The sequence below is a fragment of the Nocardia carnea genome, from assembly GCF_029868325.1.
GTDB lineage: Bacteria > Actinomycetota > Actinomycetes > Mycobacteriales > Mycobacteriaceae > Nocardia > Nocardia carnea_C.
The window spans coordinates 27,710-49,694 of the sequence record NZ_JARWNW010000259.1 but is presented as its reverse complement, the minus strand read 5'-3'; the positions used below and the strand labels follow the sequence as shown (position 1 = coordinate 49,694).

Sequence of the window (21,985 nt, the reverse complement as noted above, 5' to 3'; positions counted from 1 at the left end):
CGGGAGGCATGAGCGGACCGAGCACTGTCACAGAACCCCTCCGGTACCCGGTAACCGAGACGATCGAGATCACCGATCCGGCCACCGGCGGCGCCGTCGGCACGATCACCATGACCGGAATCGCGGAAATCGATCAACGAGTTGCCGCGGCGCGCCGCGCGCAGCCGCAGTGGGCGCGGACACCCGCGGCCGAACGAGCGGCAGCCCTGCGCACGGGCGCCGCCCGGCTCCGGGCACGCGCCGGCGAGATCGCCGCGCTCGCCGAATCCGAAACCGGACGCCCGCGGGCCGAAGGCGCCGAGGGCATTGCGGCCGGTGCGGCAACCCTGGAACAGTACGCCGAACTGGGGCCGGTCCACCGGGGCCGCAGCCTGCAGGGCGATATCGACGCCACCGACCTGATGGTGTGGGAACCGCGCGGCGTGGTGGTCGCCCTGACTCCGTGGAACGATCCGGTCGCGGTGTCCTGCGGCCTGCTCGGTGCGGCCCTGGTCACCGGGAACACGGTGCTGTACAAGCCGAGCGAACGCGCCCCGCACACCGGTGCCGTGCTGGGTGAACTCCTTGCGGACGTACTGCCGGACGGCGTGCTCCAGACGCTGCAGGGCGACGGCACCGTCGGCGCCGCCCTGGCCGCACACCACGATGTGGACCTCATCGCCCACGTCGGCAGCACTGCCGCGGGCAGGTCGATCGCCCGCAGCGCGGCCGCGACCGGCGCGCACGTACTGCTGGAGAACGGCGGTAACGATGCGCTCCTCGTGGACGCCGATATCGACCCCCGCTGGGCCGCGGAACAGGCCGCACTCGGCGCCTTCGCCAACTCCGGGCAGATCTGTGTCGCCGTGGAGCGGATATACGTCCACGAGGCGATCGCGGAACCGTTTCTGGCCGCATTGGCCACCGCCGCCCGCTCCTGGAACCCGGCGCCACTGGTCGACCGCCGCCATCGTGAACAGGTACACGCTCAGGTACGTGACGCGGTGGCCGACGGTGCCGGACTGTTGACGGGCGGGGGCGTCCCCGATGGTCCCGGTGCCCACTACCCGGCGACCGTGCTCACCGGCTGCGCCCCGGCGATGCGGATCATGCGTGAGGAAACCTTCGGCCCCGTCGCACCCGTGCGGGTGGTACCGACATTCGACCAGGGGCTGGCCGAAGCCGCGCGGGACGACTACGGGCTCGCCGCGACCGTACTCACCTCCTCGATGGCCAACGCCCAAACCGCCTGGCGGCAGCTACCGGTCGGCACCGTGAAGATCAATGCGGTATTCGGTGGCGCGCCCGGCGGCGCCGCCCACCCCCGCGGCGCCAGCGGAAGCGGTTACGGCTACGGGCCCGAACTGCTCGACGAGATGACCCGGACGAAGGTCGTGCACCTGCAACCACCACCCAGGTGATCGGCCGGCGCCACCGTCGCGGCGACACCGCGGCCCGCTGCTCGCCGCATCACGGTGCCCGGGTCGAGTTCGCCCGGGGGAATACGCCGGTACTCGGTGGCTCGCAGGGGTTTCGCACGGTCCGGCGCCCGGCCGGATGAGGCTGGTGCCGGACAGTGCGGTGGGTGACCGTCGGCCGGGTGCCGAAAATTGTCCAGAGCCCCGGCATGTGGCGGCTACCGCCGGGCGGTGGTGCGATCTCGGACCGGAAGCCCCGGCAGCTTGCTGTCCGGCGTGGGTTCGCGGGCCGGTGCGGACGGCCCTGATGGTGTGCAGGGCGGGACCGGGCGGTGCCCACGAAAGGGCGGGCGGCCTGCCGAACGCGACCCGGCGTCGTCGAGAGGGGATTTCCGGGGCGCCTCGGTCGATTGGCGCGGGGCGAACGGGGTAAGCGCGCACCATGCGCGTACTGGTGACCGGATGGTCCAGCTTTGTGCACGGGGAAGCGACGGCCGGGGATGTGCTGAGCATGCGCCGCGTCGGCGAGACCTTGGCCGGGGCCGGGATTCCGTACGAGACGGCGTGGAGTCCGGGATTCCGGCCCGATGCGCTACATCTCGACGACGCCGATTCCGGCCGCTACTCGCATCTCGTCTTCGTCTGCGGCCCGGCGCACGGTGAACAGGTGCGCACCCTGCACGAACGATATGCCGGGTGCCGCCGCATCGCGGTCGGCGTATCGGTGCTCGACCCGGCCGACGCGGCGGTCACCGGATTCCATCGCGTGCTGGCGCGCGACGACCCGGGAACCGCCCGCCCGGATATGTCGGTATCGGCGATCACCGGCACCGTTCCGGTGATCGGCGTGGTCTTCGCCCCAGGACAGGCGGAATACGGTTCGGCGCGGCGGCACGATTCCGTGCACGAGGCGTTGGAACGCTGGCTGGGCGGCCTGGACTGCGCCCGCTTACCCCTGGATACCCGGCTGGCCGGCGACGACTGGCGCCAGTGCCGCACCCCCGACCAGCTCGCCTCGGTGTTCGCGCGCCTCGATGCGGTGGTCACCACCCGGCTCCACGGACTCGTATTCGCCTTGCGTGCAGGTGTTCCCGTCCTCGCGGTGGATCCGGTGGCCGGTGGCGGAAAGGTGACCGCACAGGCAGCGGCCCTGGGTTGGCCCGCACTGATCACCGCCGAACAGGCTCTCGACACCGGCGTGGTCGACCACTGGTGGCAATGGTGTCTCTCGGCCGCGGGCCGCGAACACGCCCGCCGAAACGAGTTCCCGGCCGCCGATTGCCTCGCGGCCGCACTTCTCGACGAACTGCTGCCGGGACGCTCCGAATGAGCCCGGCCGGCAACGGGCCGAAAGCTGCCACCGGCCCGGCACCGCAGCACGCCGGTGCCGCGACCGGGAGGACCGCGGCCGACCGGGGAACAGTCGCGCGCACCACGGTGGTGATCGCGACCCGTAACCGAGCCCCCGAACTGGCTCGCACCCTGGCCGAGTTGCGGGCGCTCCGTCCGCGTCCGGATATCGTCGTGCTGGACAATGCGTCCGAGGACGACACCACTGCCGTGGCGGGAGCGTTCGCCGGGGTGACGGTGGTCCGGTTGCCGCGCAATCTCGGGGCGGCGGCCCGCAACCTGGGCGTCGAGCTGGCCCGCACTCCTTACATCGCGTTCAGCGACGACGACTCGTGGTGGGCCGGTGACGCCTTGATCCGCGCCGAACAGCTGTTCGACGCCTGCCCGCGGCTCGGTCTCGTTGCGGGACGCACACTGGTCGGTGCCGGTAACCGGGACGATCCCGTGAACGAACTGATGGCGGCCAGCCCGCTGGGACATCCCGCCGATCAGCCCGGACCGTCGGTTCTTGGGTTCCTTGCCTGCGCGGCGATCGTGCGTCGCGAGGCCTACCTACGGGTCGGCGGGTTCAGCTCGCTGCTGCATTTCGGCGCCGAGGAGAAACTACTGGCGCTCGATCTGGCCGCGGACGGGTGGCAGCTCTGCTACGTGGCCGATATCCGCGCTCATCATCATCCTTCCACGCAGCGGCCGTCGCCGGGGTGGCGCCGCCGGGCCGAAGAGCGCAACAACGCGTTGATCACCTGGATGCGCCGCCCGCTGCGGCAGTGTGCGGCGGAAACAGCCGGTCTGGTCGGACGGGCGGTCCGGGACCCGCGGACGGTTCCGGTGGTGACGGGGGTTCTTCGCCGGTTGCCGTGGGCGCTGGTGCAGCGACGCCGGCTGCCCGAGGAGATCGAGCGGGATGCGGGAACGCTGGAATTCGCCGAGGAAAGGAAGTGACCGGATGGGCACGGACCGCATCACGGTGGTGATCATGACCCGCGACCGCCGGGAGCAGCTGCTGGAAACGCTCGCCGAGATGACCTCCCTGCCCGATGCGGCGCCGATCATCCTCGTGGACAACGCTTCCACCGACGGGACGGCCGATGCGGTAGCCGCGGCCTTCCCGTCTGTGGAGGTGATCCGGGCGGACGAGAATTTGGGTGCGCTCGCCCGCAACCTCGCCGTCGAGCGCGTGCGCACACCCTACGTCGCGTTCTGCGACGACGACACGCAATGGCAGCCGGGTGCCCTCACCCGCGCCGCCGACCTACTCGACCGGTACCCCGGTCTCGGGTCGGTGACCGGCCGCTGCCTGGTCGCCCCCGACCTGCGCGAGGATCCGATCACGCCGGAACTGCGCGATTCCCCGGTCCCGGGCCCCGCCTGGCTGCCGGGTCCGGCGCTGCTCGGCGTGATGGCCGCGCTGTCCGCGTTCCGGGTGAGCGCATTCCGGGAGGTCGGCGGGTTTTCCCGGCGGCTGTGGTTCGGCGGCGAGGAGGAACTGCTGGCCCTGGATCTGGCGGCGCACGGCTGGTGGATGTGCTGGATCGAAGACATGGTGATCCACCACGCCCCGTCGGTGCTCCGGGATTCCACGGGCCGCCGCGGCCTCGGTATCCGGAACACCCTGTGGACGCTGTGGTTACGCCGCCCGGTGCGCAGTGCGGCCCGCCGGACGGTCGCCGTGCTGCGCTCCGCACCGGCCGACGCCGCCACGGCCCGCGCCGTGCTGGCGGCACTGCGTGGACTGCCGTGGGTGGTGCGCGAACGCGAGGTGGTACCGGCGGAGGTCGAGGCGGGTCTCGAAATGCTGGAGGAATCCCAGGCGCGTTCACCGGCCCGGCGGTATGTCGGCTGAACCGATCCCGGCGGACCTTTGCGCGCGAAGTGTCGAAGGCCTGGTCCCGGGTATCCGCGCCCCATGAACGCACCAACCGGAATGGCCGAATCGTATTGGATGGATTCGACGGGGCCGACCGCGTATCCGCGGGTCACCGAGGACCTCGATACCGATGTGGCCGTCATCGGCGGTGGTATCGCCGGGCTGTGCTGTGCCTGGGAGATCGCGGCCACCGGCCGGTCGGTCACCGTGCTCGAGGCGGACCGTATCGTCAGCGGAACCACCGGATACACCACCGCGAAGGTCAGCGCCCAGCACACGCTGGTGTACGACTCGCTGCGGTCGACGTTCGACGCCGAGACCGCGCAGCTGTACGCGCGTTCCCAGCAGGACGCCGTGGAACATCTGGTGCGTACGGCCGCCGATCTGGGTATCGATTGCGAACTGGAACGGGCACCGGCCTACACCTATGTCACCTCCGCGGACGACGTAGCGACCATCCGGGCGGAGGTGGCGGCGGCGACCGAAGCCGGGCTGCCGGCGTCGCTGGTGACCGAGACCGGACTGCCGTTTCCGGTGGCCGCCGCGCTCCGGGTGGACGATCAGGTCCAGTTCCATCCGCGGCGATACCTGCTCGGCCTCGCCGAAAATCTGATCCGGGCCGGGGGAGCGATCTTCGAACGGACCCGGGTGGTCGGGCTGGACGAAGGCGATCCCTGCCGGCTGACCACCGAGCACGGTGCCACGGTGCGAGCCCGCGATGTGGTGGTCGCGACGCACTACCCGATATTCGACCGGGCACTGCTGTTCGCGCGGTTACAACCCCGGCGTGAACTGGCCGTTGCCGGTCCGCTGGCTGCCGACGCGGATCCACACGGTATGTACATCACGCCCGAGGAGAACACGCGCTCCGTCCGCACCGCCCCCTACGGTGACGGCCGCAGGCTGCTCATCGTCACCGGCGAACATATGCGGCCCGGTGTGGGATCGACCGCGGACGCCGTCGACCGGCTGGCCGGCTGGGCGCGGACACATTTCCCGGTGGACTCCCTGGACTATCACTGGGGCGCCCAGGACAACACCAGCACCGACGGCCTTCCCTATATCGGCCGCTTCCATCCCGGAGCCCGCCACGTCTACGTGAGCACCGGATTCGGCGGCTGGGGGATGACGCACGGCATCATGGGAGGCCGGCTGCTCGCGGCCGAACTGACCGGTGATCCGCTGCCGTGGGCCGGAATCTACGACCCTCGCCGGCTACATCCCGCCGCCGAAACCGGCACCCTGCTGAAGGCCGGTCTCGAGGTTGGCCGTCACCTGATCGGCGACCGTCTCGTCCCGAGTACCTACGTCGATTCCGCCGCCGACCTCGCCCCCGGCAACGGTGCGGTGATGCGCCGATCCGGCCGGCGCAGCGCGGTCTACCGCGACCACGACGGGCGTTTGCACGCCGTATCGGCGGTCTGCACCCACCTCGGCTGTGTCGTCGCGTTCAACGACGCCGAAACCAGCTGGGACTGCCCGTGCCACGGATCGCGGTTCGATATCGACGGCAATGTCCTGGAAGGCCCGGCCACCACCGCACTGGACCCGATCGATCCGGACCACGACTGATCGGTGATCTCAGCGCGGTGGCGCGACACTCCGCAACCCCGCAGGCTCGACCGCGAATTCCAGCCCGAAATTGTTGAGTGTCGCCGGAAGAGGAGTGCCCGGAGCGAGATCGTGCGAGCGCAAACGCAATTCCGGACCGGACAGCAGATGGGCGAGCAGTGCGCTGGTGACGAACAGGACCAGATTCCGGCCGGGGCATTCGGCCGGACCGGCGCTGAAAGGCACCAGTTGCGGATACTGCTGCGACCGGCCGTCCAGCCAGATCTCCGGCGCGAAGCTGTCGGCGAACGGCAGCAGCTGCCGGTCGCGGTGGAACGCCGGAACCAGGATCAGCAACGCCGCACCGGGTCCCAGCGCGAACTGTTCGGAACCCGTGCGCCACCTGGTCCACTCGGTGGTATCGCGCAGGATCACCGGGGTGGTGGGCCACAACCGGATCGATTCGAGGACACACGCCCGCAGATAAGACCGCAACCGCGGGCGTTGCGGCTCTTCGGCATCGGCCCGGGCACGAGCGTGCTGGCCGGGATGCTCGGTGAGCACGGCCAGCGCACGCGACAGCGCGATTCCCGCCGCATCGAAAGCGAACAGCCACTGCGGCATCTGACCCACCGGATCGATCGCCCCGCCCGCGGGGATATCGGCCAGCGCGCCGGCCAGACTGCCGGGCTCGGCGCTCTCGGCGTAGTCGTACAACCGGGCCAGGAACCGATCCCGCCGTTTCCGCAACGGTGGCGCCGCGAACGACCAGTTCGCCGCGCCGCGCAACCGCCACAGCTCATCGGTGATCGCATCATCGGTGCGGGCCCGTTCCCCCAGCACCACCCGGCGCACCAGCCGCCACCACGCGGCCGTGAAATCCGCCGCGTCCATCACACCGCGGCGGCGGGCCTGTTCGAGCAGGTCCTGCGCTTCGCCGGCGACCTTGGCCGCGAACGGTTCGGCCAGCTGGTGCAGCGGTACGCCGGTATCGAGCGCCGCCTCGTTCACGGCCCGGCGCTGTTCGCGGATCGGTCCCTGCGATACCAGCACGCCGTGCGGCTGGAACTGCCCGAGCGCGGCCCGCTTCTCCCGGTTCGCCGGATCGAACGGGGCGGGCGCCCCGGCCAGCACCCGGCCGATATCGTCGGGGTCGAGGATCACGATCACCCGGCGTCCGGGCACGACCAGTTCCACCGGGCCCCGGCCGAATTCCGCGCGTAACTTCTCCCACCGCCGGGCCGCGCGCTCGTCGGCCTGGATCCGTTCCAGGATTCCCAGCACGGGCCGCCGGCGCGCGATCACGCCGGAGCTGATCGCGGGGAAACCGAGGTCCACCAACGTGGTGGCCGCCCGGAGCCCGGTCAGTCGGTGCGCGTGCACATCGGCCATCCCTCTCTCCTTCCGTCGCCGTCGCCGATCGACGCCTACCGCGTCCTCGGCGAGGGCGAGCTCGATGCCGCCGCCGACCTCGTCGCCGTCTTGCCGGACTTGCCGAGCCTGCCGCCTTGCCGAGCCTGCCGACTTGCTGGGTCTGCGGACCTGCGGACCTGCGGACCTGCGGACCTGCCGACCTGCCGACCTGCCGACCTGCCGTCGCGGCTCGCGTACCCGGACTGCTCCCGGCGAAACAGTGACCTGCCCCGAGTGGCGCACAGCCCCGGCTCCGCGAGTAGTCCGGCTGCTCTACAGAATCGGCCGCCCGCCGGTCACGGCGACCCGTGCGCCGGAGATGTAGCTGCCGTCGTCGGAGGCGAGCAGTACGTAGGCGGGCGCCAGTTCGGCGGGCCGGCCGGCGCGACCGAGTGGTGTGTCGTCGCCGAACGCGCTGACCTTTTCGGTGGGCATGGTGGACGGGATCAGCGGGGTCCAGATCGGCCCGGGCGCGACACTGTTGACCCGGATCCCCTTGTCGCCGAGCAGCTGCGCCAGGCTGGCGGAGAAGTTGGCGATCGCGGCCTTGGTGGCGGCGTAGGGCGCCAGTGTGGGGGAGGGGGTATCGGAGTTCACCGAGGAACTGCCGATGATCGAGCCGCCGGCCGGCATATGCGGCAGCACGGCTTTCACCAGGTGGAAGTAGGCGTGGATGTTCACTTTGAAGGTGTAGTCGAACTCCTCGTCGCTGATCTCCTCCAGGGTGTTGTGCGTCATCTGGTAGGCCGCATTGCTGACCAGGATGTCGATCCGGCCGAAGGCCTCCACCGCGCGGTCGATCACCGCCCGGCAGTGCGCCGGCTCGGACAGATCGCCGGGCATCAGTACCGCCCGGCGGCCCGCCTCCTCGATCAGCGCACCCACTTCGGCGGCGTCGTCGTGCTCGTCGAGATAGGAGATCAGGACATCGGCGCCCTCGCGGGCAAAGGCGATGGCCACAGCCCGTCCGATCCCACTGTCGCCGCCGGTGATCACGGCCGTTTTACCGGTCAGCTTCCCGCTGCCCCGGTAGCTCTGTTCGCCGCAATCCGGAATCGGTGTCATCCGTGACTGGACACCGGGCACCTCTTGCTGCTGTTCCTGGAACCCCATTGCTGTGCTCCTTCCGTGGCGCGCGAGGACCGCCGTATCGATGCCGTACCGGTCGAGCACCGGATTGCCGCGGTGCCGTGATCGAAACCCGCGTGATCCGCCCGTCCGCGCAGTGTGCCGTTGCGCGGCCGGCGGCCGGGCCGCGTGTTTGGGCGCGCCCCGATCGGGAAGCGCGTCACTCGACGGCTCACCCCGGGCCGTCGAGCAGGCGTGAGCAGGAGGATGTGGTGACAGAAACGTCGGGTCCGGGCACTGTGGTCATCGGTGTGGTGGCGGATCCGGACCTTCCCGCGCGCCTCGCCCGCGATCTGGCGTCCTCCCAGCCCGCGGCACTGGCCAGGGAGGGCGACCGCATCGACTGGGAGGTGGAGGTTCTCGACGACCCCTTCGAAGCGATGTATCCGGATATCGAGTACATCATCGACAAGGCCGCGCGCCATGTCCGCAACACCTCCTGGGACCTCGCCCTGTGCCTGACCGACCTGCCGATGCGCAGTGACGGCCGCGTCGTGCTGGCATCGCTGGACCTGCGGCACCGGGTCGCCCTGATTCCGTTACCGGCGCTCGGCGGTCTGCGCTTGCGGTACCGGCTCCGGGAACTGGCGGCCGGGATCGTCGGGGCACTGCGCGCCGAAGCCGGCACGTCCGCGCATCCCGGGCGCGAGGCCGCCGCCCGGGCACCTTTCCGGAGCGTGCGGATCGTCGACGACGGTGCCGGCGCGGTACTCGTGGAGCGGGGCGGCCCGGCCCGTTTCGCCGGGCTGCTCGCCGGTATGGTGCGTGCGAACCGGCCCTGGCGGTTGTTCGTCGGACTGTCCTCGGCTCTGGCCGGATCGCTGGCCGGTACCGCGTTCGGGGTTCTCTATTCGAGTATCTGGCAGTTGGCGACCGCGCTGGGCGGGTTCCGGCTGACCGGAGTGGTGCTCGTGGCGGTGACCGCGCTCGCGGTGTGGATCGTGGTGGGGCACAGCCTGTGGGAGCGGCAGACTTCGCCGGACCCGCTCCGGTCCCGTGATATCCGGCTCCGTAACGCCGGGACAGCGGTCACCGTCGCGCTCGGCGCGGTGGTGTTCTACGCGGTGCTCTTTCTTTTCACCTGTGCGGCAGTCGCTCTCGTCATCCCGCCGTCGTATCTGGCGACCGTGCTCGGTGGGCCGGTCGGGCCCGGCGACTTTCTCACCATTGCCGCGATGGCGAGCGCACTGGGCACAGTGGCCGGCGCGGTCGGGTCGGGACTGGAGGACGACCTCACCGTTCGCAAGGCCACCTACGGCTACCGCGACCGGGAGCGCCGCAGCTGGGTCGATCGGCAACGAGAGCAGGAGGATCGGTGAACCGGCGGCGTGGATCCCGTGCCGCCACCACCGGTCACCAGCGGGCCCGGATGATCCGGGCGGCTCAGATCCGGAGCTCCTGGGCTTTGGTCTTGGCGCCCTGCACCATGAGATGGAAGGCATCCGGGTCGCCGCGCAGTAAGGATTTACCCAGATCCTTGATCTGTTCGTAGGAGGCGTGCGGCGGAATCGGCGGCACATCCGGATCACAGCGGACGTCGAGCACCGTGGGACTCGGGGTGGCCAGGGCCCGGTCCCACATATCCCCGATATCGTCGGGATGGTCGATGGCGATCCCCTCCAGGCCCATCTCGTGCGCCAGATCGGCGTAGGGCACATCGGGAAGATTCTGGGATTCCTCGAATTTCGGCGCACCGCCCATGGCGCGCAGTTCCCAGGTGACCTGGTTGAGATCGTTGTTGTGGAAAACGCAGACGATCAGCCGCCGGTCTTGCCAGAGGTGCTGGTAGCGCGCGATGGTCATGAGCTCACCGAGCCCGTTCATCTGCATGGCGCCGTCGCCGACCAGGGCGATCACCGGCCGGTCGGGATGGGCGAATTTCGCGCCGATCGCGTACGGCACACCCGGGCCCATGGTGGCCAGCGTGCCCGACAGCGACCCGCGCATCTCGCCGCGGAAGCGCAGGCAACGGGCGTACCAGTTGGTGGACGATCCGGAATCGGCGGTGACGACGGCGTTCCCGGGGATCCGCTCGGACAGTTCGGTGACCACCCGCATCGGGTTGATGGGTTTCGCCTCCACCGCCGCCTGCTGTGCGACCGTCTCCCACCAGCGTTCGACATTCTTCTCGACCGTGTCACGCCACGAGCGGTCCGTCTTGTGCTCGAGCAATGGAATCAACTGCCGCAGCGTGGCTTTCGCATCACCCACCAGATTCACCTCGGTGGGATAACGCATCCCGATGAGCGCGCCGTCGATATCGATCTGCACCGCACGGGCCTGATCGAAATCCGGCAGGAACTGGCTGTAGGGGAAATTGGATCCCACGATGAGCAGGGTGTCGCAATCGCGCATCAGTTCGTAGCTGGGCCGGGTGCCGAGCAGTCCGATGGACCCGGTGACGAATGGCAGTTCGTCGGACAGCACATCCTTGCCCAGTAAGGCCTTGGCGATCCCCGCCCCGGTGAGCTCGGCGACCTCGAGCACCTCCGCGGCGGCGGCGCGCGCTCCCTGCCCGATGAGTATCGCGACCCGCGACCCCTGGCCGAGCACCTCGGCCGCCCGCTCGATATCCACCACCGGCGGGGTGAGGGTGGTGTGCTGGCTGCTGGGCGGGCTCGACGGTACCTGCTTGAACGCGTGCTCCGGCGGCTCGTACGGCTCTTCCTGCAGGTCGGCGGGCAGAATCACCACCGTCGGCGCGCGCCGAGCCATCGCGGTACGGAACGCGCGGTCCAGCGCATTCGGCAACTGGCTCGCGACATTGACCTCGACGAGATAGTCCGAGGCGACATCCTTGAACAGCGATTGCAGATCGACTTCCTGCTGGTAGCTACCACCCATCGCGCTGCGTGCCGTCTGGCCGACGATCGCCACCACCGGGACATGATCGAGTTTGGCGTCGTACAGGCCGTTGAGGAGGTGGATGGCGCCGGGACCCGAGGTCGCGGTACACACTCCGACCTGCCCGCTGAACTTGGCGAAACCGGTCGCCTGGAAGGCCGACATCTCCTCGTGTCGCGCCTGAACGAACCGAGGCCGATTGTCGGCGCGGCCGAAGGCGGCCACGAGACCGTTGATCCCGTCGCCCGGATATCCGAAGACCTGCTCGACACCCCATTCACGGAGACGTTGCAGTACGTAATCGCCCACCTGCAGCGGCATGAGTCCTCCTGGTTCTGGTGGATGGCGCGGCGTCGCGAGCGGCCTACCCGCTCGGCGCCGGTTCAACCACGGCGGGCGGCGGGGTACGTGAACGGCGGCGGTAAACGGGTAACCGGTGCCGGAGAGCCCCTGGAGGTGGTGTGGCATGAACGAATACGGTGGCCCCGGACGAGGTCCCCTGCAGCCGGTCGACCCGATGAACCCGGCCGATCCGCTGAACCAGGTAGAGCAGCCGGTGGCCCCGGGCGACCCGGTCGATCCGGTGGCGCCGGGCAACCCGATGAGTCCGGTGAACCCTGCCGACCCCATGGAGCCGAGGGTGCCGGTGGTCCGGGAGAAGCCGATGCGGACCTGGCTGTGGCCCACCTTGCTGGTTTTCGGGTTCGTCATCGGTGTGGCCCTGATGGTGATGATGGTGGTGAGCTCGGCGGATTTCGGCGACGAACCCGCCCGGGTGACCCCCACGCCGGAATCGTGCCATCCGTTCTGCACGAATACCGGTGCACCACCGGCGCCCTGACCCGTGCCGGGGCGTAGCCCGGCCCGCGCCGAGCCGGGCATGCGCTCTGAGCGCAGGCGCGTTCCAGGGCCCTGAACGTATCCGTAAAGGCTGTTCAGCGCACCTTTACGGTCCTCGCGTGCCGAATTATGCCCATCCGCATTCATTGCCGGATCCGAATGTGAAACAACAGCATCTCTTTCATTCCTGGAAGGTGATCGATGAGCACCGGCAAGCACAGAGCAGTGAGTCCGCGGCGGCAGAAGGTGGGATCGCTGATGGTGGCGGGGGCAGTTCCCGTGGTTCTGGCCATGGTGGGTAGTGGTACCGCGAGCGCCGAACCCGGCCGATACATCGCGGTGAGCCCCGCCGAGCACGACGATCCCGCACCGCACGCCGCTGTCGACGAGGCTGTGCCGCCCGGCGCGCCGGGAGTCGCCGGGCAGGCGAGCGGCGAGGCGCGGTGGCCGAACGCCGAAGCCCCGAATGTGCGTCCTTACCACGGCGTACGCATTCCGGACGACACCCTGAGCTCGCTGCAGTGGGCGCGGCCCGTACCGGACAGCGATTATCTGTCGCCCGTGGAGAATCTGCACGGACCCGTCCCCGTCTCCCCGGTGCCGCCGATCGCGCCGCCGCCCGGTGTCCTGCGGTTCGGCGATCTCCGCGTGGACGCGCCGGAATGGTTACCCAGGGAGCAGGCGATCCAGCTCAACGACGGTGCCGCCGTCACCGAAGCCCAGCTGGCCACCTTCCTGGACTCGGTCGGGATGGAACGCACCCGGTCTGACCGGGTTGCCGGTCAGACCCTCGGCGCGGCGGCACTCGGGGCCGCGGCCGGTGCGGCGGTGGCGGCGCCGTTCGCGCTCGTCGGTGCCGGCGTCGGCGGGGCGATCGGGTTGGCCGTCGGGTTGCCGTTCGCGCCGATCGGGCTCGGCGCGGCACCACTGGGTGCGGCCTACGGTGCGGCCCTCATGGCCGCCCCGCTCGCAGCGGTCGGCGCGGGAATCGGCGCCGGCGTCGGTGCCGCGCATGCCCTGAGTGCGCCACCACGGGCCATCGGCCCGGCGCCCGCCGAGAGGACGGCGCTCGCCGGCTGATCACCGTACCGGCGGAGGTCAGGCCGAATGCGGGAGGCTGGTGAGCGCCCGGACCGCGTCGGCCAGCGGGATCATCCGTTCGGACTGTTCGGCCAGCAGGCCCATCTCGATGTACTGGCGGATCAGGATGGACGGTGTCACCCCGTGCTCGGCGGCCTTGCGCCGGACCCGGTCACGCATCTCCGGCGTCCATTTGAACGAGGTGGCGACCATCCCCTGTTCGATCCGGTCCGTGGCCGGTGGCAGCGGCGGCAGGGCAGCGGTGTCGTCGTAGGTGAGTGTGTTCAGGAAATCCTCGGCCGCCTCGGGAGTCCGGGGGTAGCCGGGGTCGGGTTCGTTATCGATCATCTCGGGTCGCCTCCCATGCGGTGTATTCGGCGAGCTGGTGGGGCCGCATCGGGCTCGCCAGCAGAATCTGCCAGCGGGTATCGGCGCGCAGCCACCGCAGCAGCACGATCAGGGCGCGGCCGTCGTCGGTACGACCCCAGACGGTCGCGGTGGGTAGTCCCTCGCGGCTCGTCGCCGCCCGGGGCCACCGCCGCGGCGAATACAGCACCTCCAATACTTCCCAGGGCTCGATTCCGCTGCGGTGGAGCAGGTCGTACGCTCCGGCCCACCATTCGTATTGCCCGTGATCCACGGACAACCACGATAATACCCCGGTAGTACCCCCGCGGCCCAGAGCCCGCCCCGGGCGGTTGCGGTCGGCCGCCCCGGGCGGTTGTGGTCAGGCGGGCGCGGGCACCGGGGTGTTCTGCCGTGCCGCGACCCACCAGCGCCCGCCTTCCCGGACCAGGACGTACAGCGCGACCATCGCGGGATCGCGGTCGATGAGTTCGCCGCGCGCGGTGACCGCGCGGGCCGTCTTGTGCGCGATCGCGATATCGGGACGCAGGAAAACGATATCGGTCACCGCATAACGCACATGTTCATCGGCCAGGAAACCGGCCAGGCCGCGCCGGGCGGAATCCAGGAGGGCATCGTATCCGGCGATGATCGCGCCCACCGCGTTGCCCGCAGCGGCGTTGGCGGTGAATCCGCTGACCATCAACTCCGCGTCGTTGGTGTTGTAGCCGGTTTCGACATCGCCGACCAACTGCCGGATCGCGGCGATATCGGCGGTGTGGTCGACCGTGCTGTCCTCGACCGTGGGGCGTTCGTATGCTGTTGCACTCATGACAACAGCTTGGAACCTCAATAGAGGTTGTGGTCAAGCGAGCGAGACGATGGCACCCGTCACGCACGCGGCCCGGTCAGCGCAACTGGACCACAGCCGTCGCACGGCCGAACACCCGGCGGCCCTGGTGCCGGGCCGTGAGCGCGATCGTCGCGGTCCGTGCGACCGGATCGGTCGCCTTCACCCGGCCGCCGAACTCGATCTCGGCGCCCTCCCGCGTGACGAAGACCGGGCTGGTCAGCCGGACCGCGTACTCCCGGAGCGCACCCGGGTCACCCAGCCAGGAGGTGACGAAGCCCGCGGCCGTACCGATCGTCAACATGCCGTGCGCGACCGGAGCCTCGAGATCCACGCGATCGGCGACCTCGGCGCTCCAATGGATCGGATTGGGATCCCCGGACACTCCGGCGTAGTTCACCAGATCCCCGATCGTGAACCGCACCGTCCGGGCGGGTAGTTCGTCGCCGACCCGGACGGTATCGAAATCGCGGACGTACGGGCCGGCCGGCGGCTCGGCGCCGGGCACAGCGGGCCGCGAAACCGGTGGGCGGACGGCCGAACCTGCGCGCGAAGCGGGGCTGGGGCGATCGGCGCCGGGCCGGAATCCGTGCATGAGGACACCGGCACCCAGTTCACCGAGGTCGGGCCCCGCACCGCTGCGCCCCACCACATCGGTCCGGGAAACCAGCACCACCGCGCCGTGCTGATCGGTGACCACGGTTTCGAACGACATGAGGTCGCCACCGAACGCGTGGCGCACCGATTCCAGACAGACCTCGAAGGACAAGGCGTCGCCGGGACGTATCGGCCGGTGGTAGCGGATCACCTGGTCGGTCTGCATGACCTGGCTCAGGTCGTAGCCGGTCATCACCGATTCGAACATTTCGGTCTGCGCCAGGAAACCGGGCACGGAGAACAACGTCGGCGGGGCGATCAGCCCGTTGTATCCGTAATCGATACCGGCGCCCTCGGACCAGTGCACCGGATGGTGGTCCTGCACGGCGCGGGCGAACTCGCGGATCTTCTCCCGGCCGACCACATAGTGGTCGCGGGTGCGGTAACGCAATCCCACCGGAAGTTCACCTGCGGCGAAAGTGCTGCCGGTGGAGTCGATTACATCCTCATGCCCCATGAACCCGAACCTTACCGAGTCGATATCGATAGTGCTGAGCGACTGCCCTGCACCCGGTGCGAGGCCGGTACCCGCCCACGGCCGTCACCCGATATTCGCCGACAGGTCCGGCAACATCCGCAGCGCCTGATCGGCCCAGTTGTTCCACGCGTGGATACCGTGGGCAGGGAAGTCGTAATGCACGTTCTGCGCCCCCAGCGTCGCCATCCGCACCTGGAATGCCCGGGTGTTCACCAGGGCCAACGCTTCCAGCCCCATCCCGTTGACCGTGCCGATACTCGGGCCGTCGGTCGCGGTGGGCAGCCCGCTGGCGGCCGAAACCCACAGTCGCGTGTTGTTGGCGACCAGGCTGGGTGCGGCGACGAACGGGTCGATATGCAGCCACTTCGGATCCCACGGCGCCGCCATCGAATCCACGTTGTACCCGCCGGCGTCGACCATCGCGACCCGGATCGCCTCCCGCATACCGGGCGCGGAGATGTTCAGGTAGCCGGAATAGGAGCCGGCGAAGCTGAATTGACCGGGGTAGTGCGCGGCGAGGGTGAGTGCGGCGCTACCGCCCATCGACAGGCCGAAGACGCCGTTGCGGTGGCTCGCGAAACCCAGCCGGTCGCGCAGGGCGTTCGGCAGGTCGCGGGTCAGGAAGGTCTCCCACTTGTAGGTGTAGGACTTCCCCGGACCTGCCGCCAGGGCTTGCAGCCCGCCGGAGCCCGAGGCCGAACCCGATGCCGAGCCGTTGCCCGACCCGCTTCCCGGCGGTACGCCGAGGAAGGTGCTCGGCGCGTTCCAGTCGGTGTAGAAGCTGGACTGCCCGCCGACCGGCATCACCACATTGATATTCCATTTGGTGAATTCGCGGGCGATATCGGTATCGATCTCCCAGCCGCTGAGGTCCTCGCGGGCGCGCATCCCGTCGAGCGCGTACACCACCCGTGACGTGTTGCCGTCGGCGGCGCGGAACACCCGGGATTTGATCGGACCCATCGCGGAGTCGACCCAGAAATCCATCCCCGCGGGATCGAACGCCGCCCGTGCGGCGGGAGCAGCGCCACCGCTGACCAGTGATACTGCCTGGATCATCACGGCGAGCGCGGCGGTGGCCAGCCAGAATCTGCGGCGGCTGCGGAGGGCGGGGACCGCCGGTGACAATCGCATGACTGAACAGGGCCTTTCGTCCGGTGTGAGCACATCGTGCGCACGACCGGCTCCCGCCGTCCGTGCGCTTCCCGACCGGTGCCGAACAACGCGTGGCCCTGCCACGGCATCGGCATACCGGTTTCTGTGTCGCTACCGGAGACTGTCCTGTTACCTTTTTGTGATGTGTCACGCGCCCGGGGCGCAGCGCCTATGACCGGTTCCGGCCGGCCATCAGGCCCCGGAACCTCTTCTCCGCTACTTCTGCGCGTTCTTGTACGCCTCGAGTACCTCGGCCGAGATGCGGCCGCGGTTCGAGACCTCCATACCGTTCGCGCGGGCCCATTCGCGGATGGCCTGGGTCTGCCGGGTATCGGTCGCGGCCTGGCTGGGACGTTTGCTCTTCGTGACCCGGCCGCCGACCCGGCGCGCGTGCGCAGCCCACCCCCCGACGATGTCGCGCAGTTTCCCGGCGTTGCGTGCCGAGAGATCTATCTCGTAGGTGACACCGTCCAGAGCCAGGGTGACGGTCTCTTCCGCCGGCGAAGTTCCGTCGTAGTCGTCGACCAGCTCAACGATGACCTTGCGCGCCATGCATTCCTCCGAAAGTGGGCAGATTGTCCCGACAATCGTAGCGATATCCTTACGGCGCACCGGAACCGGCGGCGGCTGTGGCCGGTGTGCAGGTACCGGCGTGCCGGCGCGCCGGGTCTGCCCGGCACGGCGGGTGGAGACGAGCCGGCGCCGGTCGCCGCCGGAGCCCGCCGCGCGGTCTTCACGGCGCGGCGAAGCGCCGGATCTCCTCGATGACGATGCCGGGGTCGGTGATCGGGGGATAGTGGCTCGAATTATGCGCCAGGACATGGCGTCCGCCGATGACGGCCGCGCGGTGCGCGTGCGCGGCATTGGCTGCCGCCCGGGCTCGGTTGCTCATCCCGTCGCCCGCGCGTGCGCCCGATATGACGGTGACCGGGATATCGCCGAGGGGCGGAGGTGTCTCGCGCCAAGCCGCGAGGTCGTCGAGGAAGGTCCGGGCCTGTACCGCCTGCGTCCGGATGTTCTCCGGGGTGAACGCCTCGCGTTCCATATCGGCGCGGACATCAACCGGCATCGCGTCGAGCATCCAGGCGAACATCCGGGGCAACAGACCCAGTCGCGAGAGGCCCCGGTTCACCGTGATCGCCACGCGTTCCATGCGCCGGAAGGCGGGCCCGAACAACATCTCCGCCGCTTCGTCGGTGGGATCGACGAGCACGAGCCCGGCTATGCGGTCGAGCCGCCGGGCGGCAGCGAGTCGGGCGATCACTCCGCCGGCGCTGTGTCCGGCCAGCACGAACGGACCGGGCCCGAAATGATCGAGCACATCGACCAGATCATCGGCCATCCGGTCCAGACTCCGGCCGGCCTGGTCGGCAGGGCTACGGCCCAGGCCCGCACGGTCGTAGACGACAGCGCGGGCGAAACGGCCGACCTCGGGTTGCACCAGCCCCCACGAAGAGCGAGTGGCCGCCGCGCCCGCTTCGAACACGACGACCGGCGCAGTGGATTTCTGCGGGCCGGGCAGGACCATGGTGTGCAATCGACGCCCATCCCGGGTGGTCACCCACTCGGAGAACCCTTGGATGTGGTGATCCGGCCCGGTTACGGCATCCGGTTCGAGCATTGCGGCGTCCCCTCGTTCTGCGTCCCCCGCCCCGGGGAGCGGCTCCGTATGGAGTCCGGGCGCCACACCGGCACCCGGCCGTACGGTAGCACCGCCCGGTACCTGCTGGGTGCTCGTCGCGGTGTGGTCCGCGGAGATCATGCCGGCCGACAGTGCGAGACATCCCCCTTCGAGGCCGGCCGGAACCGCGGACGAGCGAACCCGGTGAGGCGCCGCCCGAACACGTCCGGCGGTACTCTCTGCCCCGCGCCGCGGAAACATGAGGCACGAGCCGGCTCCTGGAGCCCCGGCCGACTGTTCCGGCAACTCGGGGAGCTACCCGGGGGATCTCGCGATGCGCTCGGTCCGTCCTGGCCGCGGCCGGAGGCGAAACGCCCGCTTAACCGACCCGGGTCGTGTGGAACTCGTGAAATGCGCGCAGCGTTTCCTCTGGCGCTTCCAGCTGCGGATAGTGGCCGACAGCGGGCAGTTCCACCACATCGGGTTCGTCGACGACGCGGCGATAGCGGCGCGCCATCCGCTCCCCGGACACCGGATCGCGTAAACCGTCGATCAACCGGACCGGTACCTGCGGCCGGACGAGCGCACCCACCCAGCGTTGCCGGTGCGTCCGCCGTTCGGCCATGTACCCCATCAGCTTGTGGCCGTTGCGTTTCCCGTGCTTACTGCACCACAGCAGCCAGAAACGGTGCATTTCGTCGGCATCGGGTTTGGTGTCGGGCCCGAACACCGCGGCCAGGCTGTGCGCGAAGGTGTTCTCGGTGCCGAACCGGCCGACCAGCGGGCCGAGCGGACCGGCCAAAAGACGCTGGATGGGCCGCGGCCGGTGGGCCTCCGGGAAAAGTCCGCCGTTGAGCAGGCAGACGGATTCGATGATCAGCGTGGTATCACCGGCGGCCCGGCGTTCGGCATCACGGGCCAGCAGCTCCTGGGCGACGGTATCGCCGTAGTCGTGCGCGAGGATGTGGAAACGGTCGATGCCCTGTTCACGCAGCAGTTGCTCACACAGATCGGCCTGGTCGGCGATCGTGTAGTCGTAGCGCTGCGGTTTGGCCGACCAGCCGAAGCCGATCAGATCCGGGGCCAGGACGCGGGCGAACTGCTCGCACAGATCCGGCCAGATCCGGTGCCAATCCCAGGACGCGGTGGGGAAGCCGTGCAGGCACAATAGTGTTCCCGCGGAACCGGTTCCGCCGGGCCGCCAGAAGATCTGGTGTCCGCGATGGGTGAAACGCTGCCCGTTCGACCGCCAGCTCGCAAACTCGTCCATGGTCACAGCATGCCCCGCCGCGGGCCCGTGGTCGAGCAAGTCCCGGGCGCGTCGGCCGGCGGCTCGGTATCGGTACCGCGGCGGTATGGGTTCGCCTGCGGCCACACGCGGTCCGGTGCCCGGCTTCGCCGTACCGCGTCCATTAGGGTCGGTGCCGCAACCATCGAGGTCCAGACCCGACGAACCGTCCAGGAGGCCCGCCGTGCGGATCGGCATTCTGCTCAGCGAACGATCCGGAAGCGACGCCCTGCGTGCGCTCACCGATGACCTGCACCGGATCGCCGACGAAGGATTCGTATCGGCCTGGATGTCGCATATCTTCGGCGTCGACGCGCTCACCGCGCTGGCGGTGGCCGGTAGCCAGGTACCGCAGATCGAGCTCGGAACGGCCGTGGTGCCGACCTACCCGCGGCATCCGGGCGCGCTCGCCCAGCAGGTCCGCACGACCGCACTGGCGGTGGGCCCGGATCGCCTGACCCTCGGGATCGGGCTGTCCCATCGCGTCGTCATCGAGAACATGTTCGGGTACGGGTTCGAACGGCCCGCCCGCCACATGCGCGAATACCTTTCGATTCTGGGCCCTCTGCTGGAACGGCAGCCGGTGTCCTTTACCGGTGAAACCCTGACCGGGAATCTGGAACTCGGGATCCCGGACGAAGGCCGCATCCCGGTTCTGCTGGCTGCCATGGGCACCCGGATGTTGCAACTGGCCGGGCGCCGCGCCGACGGCACCGTGTTGTGGATGACCGGGCCGGCCACGATCCGGGAGCATATCGCCCCGACCATCGCAGCGGCCGCCACGGACGCCGGCCGGCCCCCCGCCCGTATCGTCTGCGCGCTACCGGTACTGGTGACCGATGATGCCGACGCCGCGCGGGAACGGGCGGCGCGCACCTTCGCCACCTACGGCACACTGCCGTCCTACCGGGCGATGATGGACCGCGAGGGTGCGGCCGGTCCGGCGGATCTCGCGATCATCGGCACCGAGGACCAGGTCGCCGCCCGGGTGCGGGAGGTCTTCGACGCCGGTGCCACCGAATTCGTCGCCTCGGTCTTCGCCGGCGGCGCGGAGGCACAGCGCACCCGGGCACTACTGGCCGGCCTGCTCGGCTGACCGTGCGAGCCCCGCTGACCGCTCAGCCCCGCTGACCGCGCGAGCCCGGCCGACCGCTGAGTCCGGACGGTCAGCCGGGCCGTGTGATCAGCCGGGCCGGGTGATCAGGGCCGGGTGATCATGACCGGGCAGGCGGCCCGCTGGATCAGCGACTGGCTGGTCGAACCGAGCAGCAACCCACGGAATCCGCCCCGGCCGCGGCTGCCCACCACGACCAGCTGGGCCCGTTCGGACCATTCGCGCAGATGCATTGCCGGGGTCGAGGGATACACCTCGCGCCGCACGGTGACCTCCGGGTAGCGCTGCTGCCATCCGGCCAGCCGCTCGGCGAGTACTGCCTGTTCGGCGGTCTGCAGATCCTCGGCCGGTATCTCGATGAAACCGGTACTGGCGAATTCGGTGAAGGTGAGGTCGCTCCAGGTGTGGACCGCGACCAGTTCGGCTCCGCGTTCGGAGGCCTCGGCGAAGGCGGCGGCGACGGCGGTATCGCTGACCGGGCTGCCGTCGACGCCGACCACCACCGGACCGTTCGTGATGTCCTCGGCGTCCTCGCGGACCGCGACGATGGTGCCGTGCCCGTGCGCCGCGACCGCCAGAATGGTCGATCCCAGATGCGCGATGGCGCCGCCGCGGCGCGATCCCAGCACCACCATATGCGCGGATTTGGACAATTCGATCAGCATTTTCGCGGGGCTGTGCTCGGAGAGCAGGGTATCGGCCGCCAGATCCGGCGCGGCCTCGCGGACGACCTGCACGCCGGTGGTCAATGCCTGTTCGCCGTGTGTGCGCAGCGTCTGCACGGCTTCGTCCACCATCGGCTGATAGGCGACCAGCCAGGTTTTGGCCGGGGTGGAATTCATCCCGTAGGCCAGGACGAGCCGCCGCCCTCGCCGGGCGGCCACCATGGCGCCCCAGCGGATGGCCGAATGGGCGGCGGGGGTACCGTCCACGCCCACCACCACGGCAGCGGATACGAGCCGATGCGGATCCTCCGGGTTATCGGTCATGGTCCCGAGTATCCACCC

21 protein-coding genes are annotated in these 21,985 nt (G+C 69.6%); 9 read left to right on the top strand and 12 right to left on the bottom strand.

The genetic code is table 11. The features are described 5' to 3' along the window. Positions 1-8 precede the first annotated feature (8 nt). The 5 genes from QH196_RS23620 (at position 9) to QH196_RS23600 (ending at position 6,186) form a co-directional block, all read left to right on the top strand. Positions 9-1,400, top strand: a complete 1,392-nt coding sequence (locus tag QH196_RS23620; protein WP_280418007.1) for an aldehyde dehydrogenase family protein — start codon at positions 9-11, stop codon at positions 1,398-1,400. Between the two features lie 439 nt (positions 1,401-1,839). Next, complete coding sequence (locus tag QH196_RS23615) at positions 1,840-2,727, top strand: polysaccharide pyruvyl transferase family protein (protein ID WP_280418006.1); 888 nt, start codon at positions 1,840-1,842, stop codon at positions 2,725-2,727. Beyond that, positions 2,724-3,689, top strand: a complete 966-nt coding sequence (locus QH196_RS23610) for a glycosyltransferase family 2 protein (protein WP_280418005.1) — start codon at positions 2,724-2,726, stop codon at positions 3,687-3,689. The genes QH196_RS23615 and QH196_RS23610 overlap by 4 nt, the downstream gene beginning before the upstream one ends. A gap of 4 nt (positions 3,690-3,693) precedes the next feature. Then, on the top strand, positions 3,694-4,590 hold the full coding sequence (locus QH196_RS23605; protein ID WP_280418004.1) for a glycosyltransferase family 2 protein: 897 nt from the start codon (positions 3,694-3,696) through the stop codon (positions 4,588-4,590). A 63-nt stretch (positions 4,591-4,653) separates the two neighbouring features. Next, complete coding sequence (locus tag QH196_RS23600) at positions 4,654-6,186, top strand: FAD-dependent oxidoreductase (RefSeq protein ID WP_280418003.1); 1,533 nt, start codon at positions 4,654-4,656, stop codon at positions 6,184-6,186. Between the two features lie 9 nt (positions 6,187-6,195). Here the strand turns inward: QH196_RS23600 and QH196_RS23595 are convergent, their stop codons facing one another. After that, on the bottom strand, positions 6,196-7,557 hold the full coding sequence (locus QH196_RS23595) for a cytochrome P450 (RefSeq protein ID WP_280418002.1): 1,362 nt from the start codon (positions 7,555-7,557) through the stop codon (positions 6,196-6,198). A gap of 294 nt (positions 7,558-7,851) precedes the next feature. After that, complete coding sequence (locus tag QH196_RS23590) at positions 7,852-8,691, bottom strand: glucose 1-dehydrogenase (protein ID WP_280418001.1); 840 nt, start codon at positions 8,689-8,691, stop codon at positions 7,852-7,854. A gap of 227 nt (positions 8,692-8,918) precedes the next feature. Here QH196_RS23590 and QH196_RS23585 point away from each other — a divergent pair, with 227 nt between their 5' ends. Beyond that, the gene (locus QH196_RS23585) at positions 8,919-10,025 is read left to right on the top strand and encodes a hypothetical protein (RefSeq protein WP_280418000.1); all 1,107 of its coding nucleotides are present in this window, start codon (positions 8,919-8,921) and stop codon (positions 10,023-10,025) included. Positions 10,026-10,089: 64 nt separating this feature from the next. On the opposite strand, the gene QH196_RS23580 is transcribed toward QH196_RS23585, so the two are convergent. Further along, positions 10,090-11,871: a thiamine pyrophosphate-requiring protein gene (locus QH196_RS23580; RefSeq protein WP_280417999.1), complete on the bottom strand. Its 1,782-nt coding sequence runs from the start codon at positions 11,869-11,871 to the stop codon at positions 10,090-10,092. Positions 11,872-12,016: 145 nt separating this feature from the next. Here QH196_RS23580 and QH196_RS23575 point away from each other — a divergent pair, with 145 nt between their 5' ends. Both QH196_RS23575 and QH196_RS23570 read left to right on the top strand, forming a co-directional pair. Continuing rightward, positions 12,017-12,391, top strand: a complete 375-nt coding sequence (locus QH196_RS23575; RefSeq protein ID WP_280417998.1) for a hypothetical protein — start codon at positions 12,017-12,019, stop codon at positions 12,389-12,391. A gap of 200 nt (positions 12,392-12,591) precedes the next feature. Next, entirely contained in the window at positions 12,592-13,470 is an 879-nt protein-coding gene (locus QH196_RS23570) for a hypothetical protein (protein WP_280417997.1), read from the top strand. 18 nt (positions 13,471-13,488) lie between these two features. Here QH196_RS23570 and QH196_RS23565 read toward each other — a convergent pair whose 3' ends face one another. From QH196_RS23565 to QH196_RS23530, 8 genes are all read right to left on the bottom strand, one after another. After that, positions 13,489-13,818, bottom strand: coding sequence for a hypothetical protein (locus QH196_RS23565; protein WP_280417996.1), 330 nt, complete (start codon positions 13,816-13,818; stop codon positions 13,489-13,491). Continuing rightward, positions 13,808-14,110, bottom strand: coding sequence for a hypothetical protein (locus QH196_RS23560; protein WP_280417995.1), 303 nt, complete (start codon positions 14,108-14,110; stop codon positions 13,808-13,810). The genes QH196_RS23565 and QH196_RS23560 overlap by 11 nt, the downstream gene beginning before the upstream one ends. Before the next feature lie 87 nt (positions 14,111-14,197). Next, positions 14,198-14,647, bottom strand: a complete 450-nt coding sequence (locus QH196_RS23555; RefSeq protein WP_280417994.1) for an SgcJ/EcaC family oxidoreductase — start codon at positions 14,645-14,647, stop codon at positions 14,198-14,200. A gap of 76 nt (positions 14,648-14,723) precedes the next feature. Further along, positions 14,724-15,779: a fused (3R)-hydroxyacyl-ACP dehydratase subunits HadA/HadB gene (locus QH196_RS23550; RefSeq protein WP_280417993.1), complete on the bottom strand. Its 1,056-nt coding sequence runs from the start codon at positions 15,777-15,779 to the stop codon at positions 14,724-14,726. Between the two features lie 84 nt (positions 15,780-15,863). Beyond that, positions 15,864-16,934, bottom strand: coding sequence for an alpha/beta hydrolase (locus QH196_RS23545; RefSeq protein WP_432279546.1), 1,071 nt, complete (start codon positions 16,932-16,934; stop codon positions 15,864-15,866). 237 nt (positions 16,935-17,171) lie between these two features. Further along, entirely contained in the window at positions 17,172-17,507 is a 336-nt protein-coding gene (locus tag QH196_RS23540; protein ID WP_280417992.1) for a histone-like nucleoid-structuring protein Lsr2, read from the bottom strand. A gap of 181 nt (positions 17,508-17,688) precedes the next feature. Then, on the bottom strand, positions 17,689-18,576 hold the full coding sequence (locus QH196_RS23535; protein WP_280417991.1) for an alpha/beta fold hydrolase: 888 nt from the start codon (positions 18,574-18,576) through the stop codon (positions 17,689-17,691). Positions 18,577-18,955: 379 nt separating this feature from the next. After that, complete coding sequence (locus QH196_RS23530; RefSeq protein ID WP_280417990.1) at positions 18,956-19,846, bottom strand: alpha/beta fold hydrolase; 891 nt, start codon at positions 19,844-19,846, stop codon at positions 18,956-18,958. Positions 19,847-20,048: 202 nt separating this feature from the next. Here QH196_RS23530 and QH196_RS23525 point away from each other — a divergent pair, with 202 nt between their 5' ends. Next, positions 20,049-20,960, top strand: coding sequence for a TIGR03564 family F420-dependent LLM class oxidoreductase (locus QH196_RS23525; RefSeq protein ID WP_280417989.1), 912 nt, complete (start codon positions 20,049-20,051; stop codon positions 20,958-20,960). A gap of 104 nt (positions 20,961-21,064) precedes the next feature. Here the strand turns inward: QH196_RS23525 and QH196_RS23520 are convergent, their stop codons facing one another. Further along, the gene (locus QH196_RS23520; protein ID WP_280417988.1) at positions 21,065-21,967 is read right to left on the bottom strand and encodes a universal stress protein; all 903 of its coding nucleotides are present in this window, start codon (positions 21,965-21,967) and stop codon (positions 21,065-21,067) included. Positions 21,968-21,985: the final 18 nt, after the last annotated feature.

Excerpts from the sequence above, each read along its gene's own strand:
- QH196_RS23555 (WP_280417994.1), bottom strand. The coding sequence starts at position 14,647 with ATGAGTGCAACAGCATACGAACGCCCCACGGTCGAGGACAGCACGGTC.
- QH196_RS23565 (WP_280417996.1), bottom strand. The coding sequence starts at position 13,818 with ATGATCGATAACGAACCCGACCCCGGCTACCCCCGGACTCCCGAGGCG.
- QH196_RS23620 (WP_280418007.1), top strand. The coding sequence starts at position 9 with ATGAGCGGACCGAGCACTGTCACAGAACCCCTCCGGTACCCGGTAACC.
- QH196_RS23600 (WP_280418003.1), top strand. The coding sequence starts at position 4,654 with ATGAACGCACCAACCGGAATGGCCGAATCGTATTGGATGGATTCGACG.
- QH196_RS23610 (WP_280418005.1), top strand. The coding sequence starts at position 2,724 with ATGAGCCCGGCCGGCAACGGGCCGAAAGCTGCCACCGGCCCGGCACCG.
- QH196_RS23540 (WP_280417992.1), bottom strand. The coding sequence starts at position 17,507 with ATGGCGCGCAAGGTCATCGTTGAGCTGGTCGACGACTACGACGGAACT.
- QH196_RS23530 (WP_280417990.1), bottom strand. The coding sequence starts at position 19,846 with ATGGACGAGTTTGCGAGCTGGCGGTCGAACGGGCAGCGTTTCACCCAT.
- QH196_RS23615 (WP_280418006.1), top strand. The coding sequence starts at position 1,840 with ATGCGCGTACTGGTGACCGGATGGTCCAGCTTTGTGCACGGGGAAGCG.
- QH196_RS23605 (WP_280418004.1), top strand. The coding sequence starts at position 3,694 with ATGGGCACGGACCGCATCACGGTGGTGATCATGACCCGCGACCGCCGG.
- QH196_RS23550 (WP_280417993.1), bottom strand. The coding sequence starts at position 15,779 with ATGGGGCATGAGGATGTAATCGACTCCACCGGCAGCACTTTCGCCGCA.
- QH196_RS23570 (WP_280417997.1), top strand. The coding sequence starts at position 12,592 with ATGAGCACCGGCAAGCACAGAGCAGTGAGTCCGCGGCGGCAGAAGGTG.
- QH196_RS23575 (WP_280417998.1), top strand. The coding sequence starts at position 12,017 with ATGAACGAATACGGTGGCCCCGGACGAGGTCCCCTGCAGCCGGTCGAC.
- QH196_RS23580 (WP_280417999.1), bottom strand. The coding sequence starts at position 11,871 with ATGCCGCTGCAGGTGGGCGATTACGTACTGCAACGTCTCCGTGAATGG.
- QH196_RS23520 (WP_280417988.1), bottom strand. The coding sequence starts at position 21,967 with ATGACCGATAACCCGGAGGATCCGCATCGGCTCGTATCCGCTGCCGTG.
- QH196_RS23535 (WP_280417991.1), bottom strand. The coding sequence starts at position 18,576 with ATGCTCGAACCGGATGCCGTAACCGGGCCGGATCACCACATCCAAGGG.
- QH196_RS23590 (WP_280418001.1), bottom strand. The coding sequence starts at position 8,691 with ATGGGGTTCCAGGAACAGCAGCAAGAGGTGCCCGGTGTCCAGTCACGG.
- QH196_RS23545 (WP_432279546.1), bottom strand. The coding sequence starts at position 16,934 with ATGCGATTGTCACCGGCGGTCCCCGCCCTCCGCAGCCGCCGCAGATTC.
- QH196_RS23595 (WP_280418002.1), bottom strand. The coding sequence starts at position 7,557 with ATGGCCGATGTGCACGCGCACCGACTGACCGGGCTCCGGGCGGCCACC.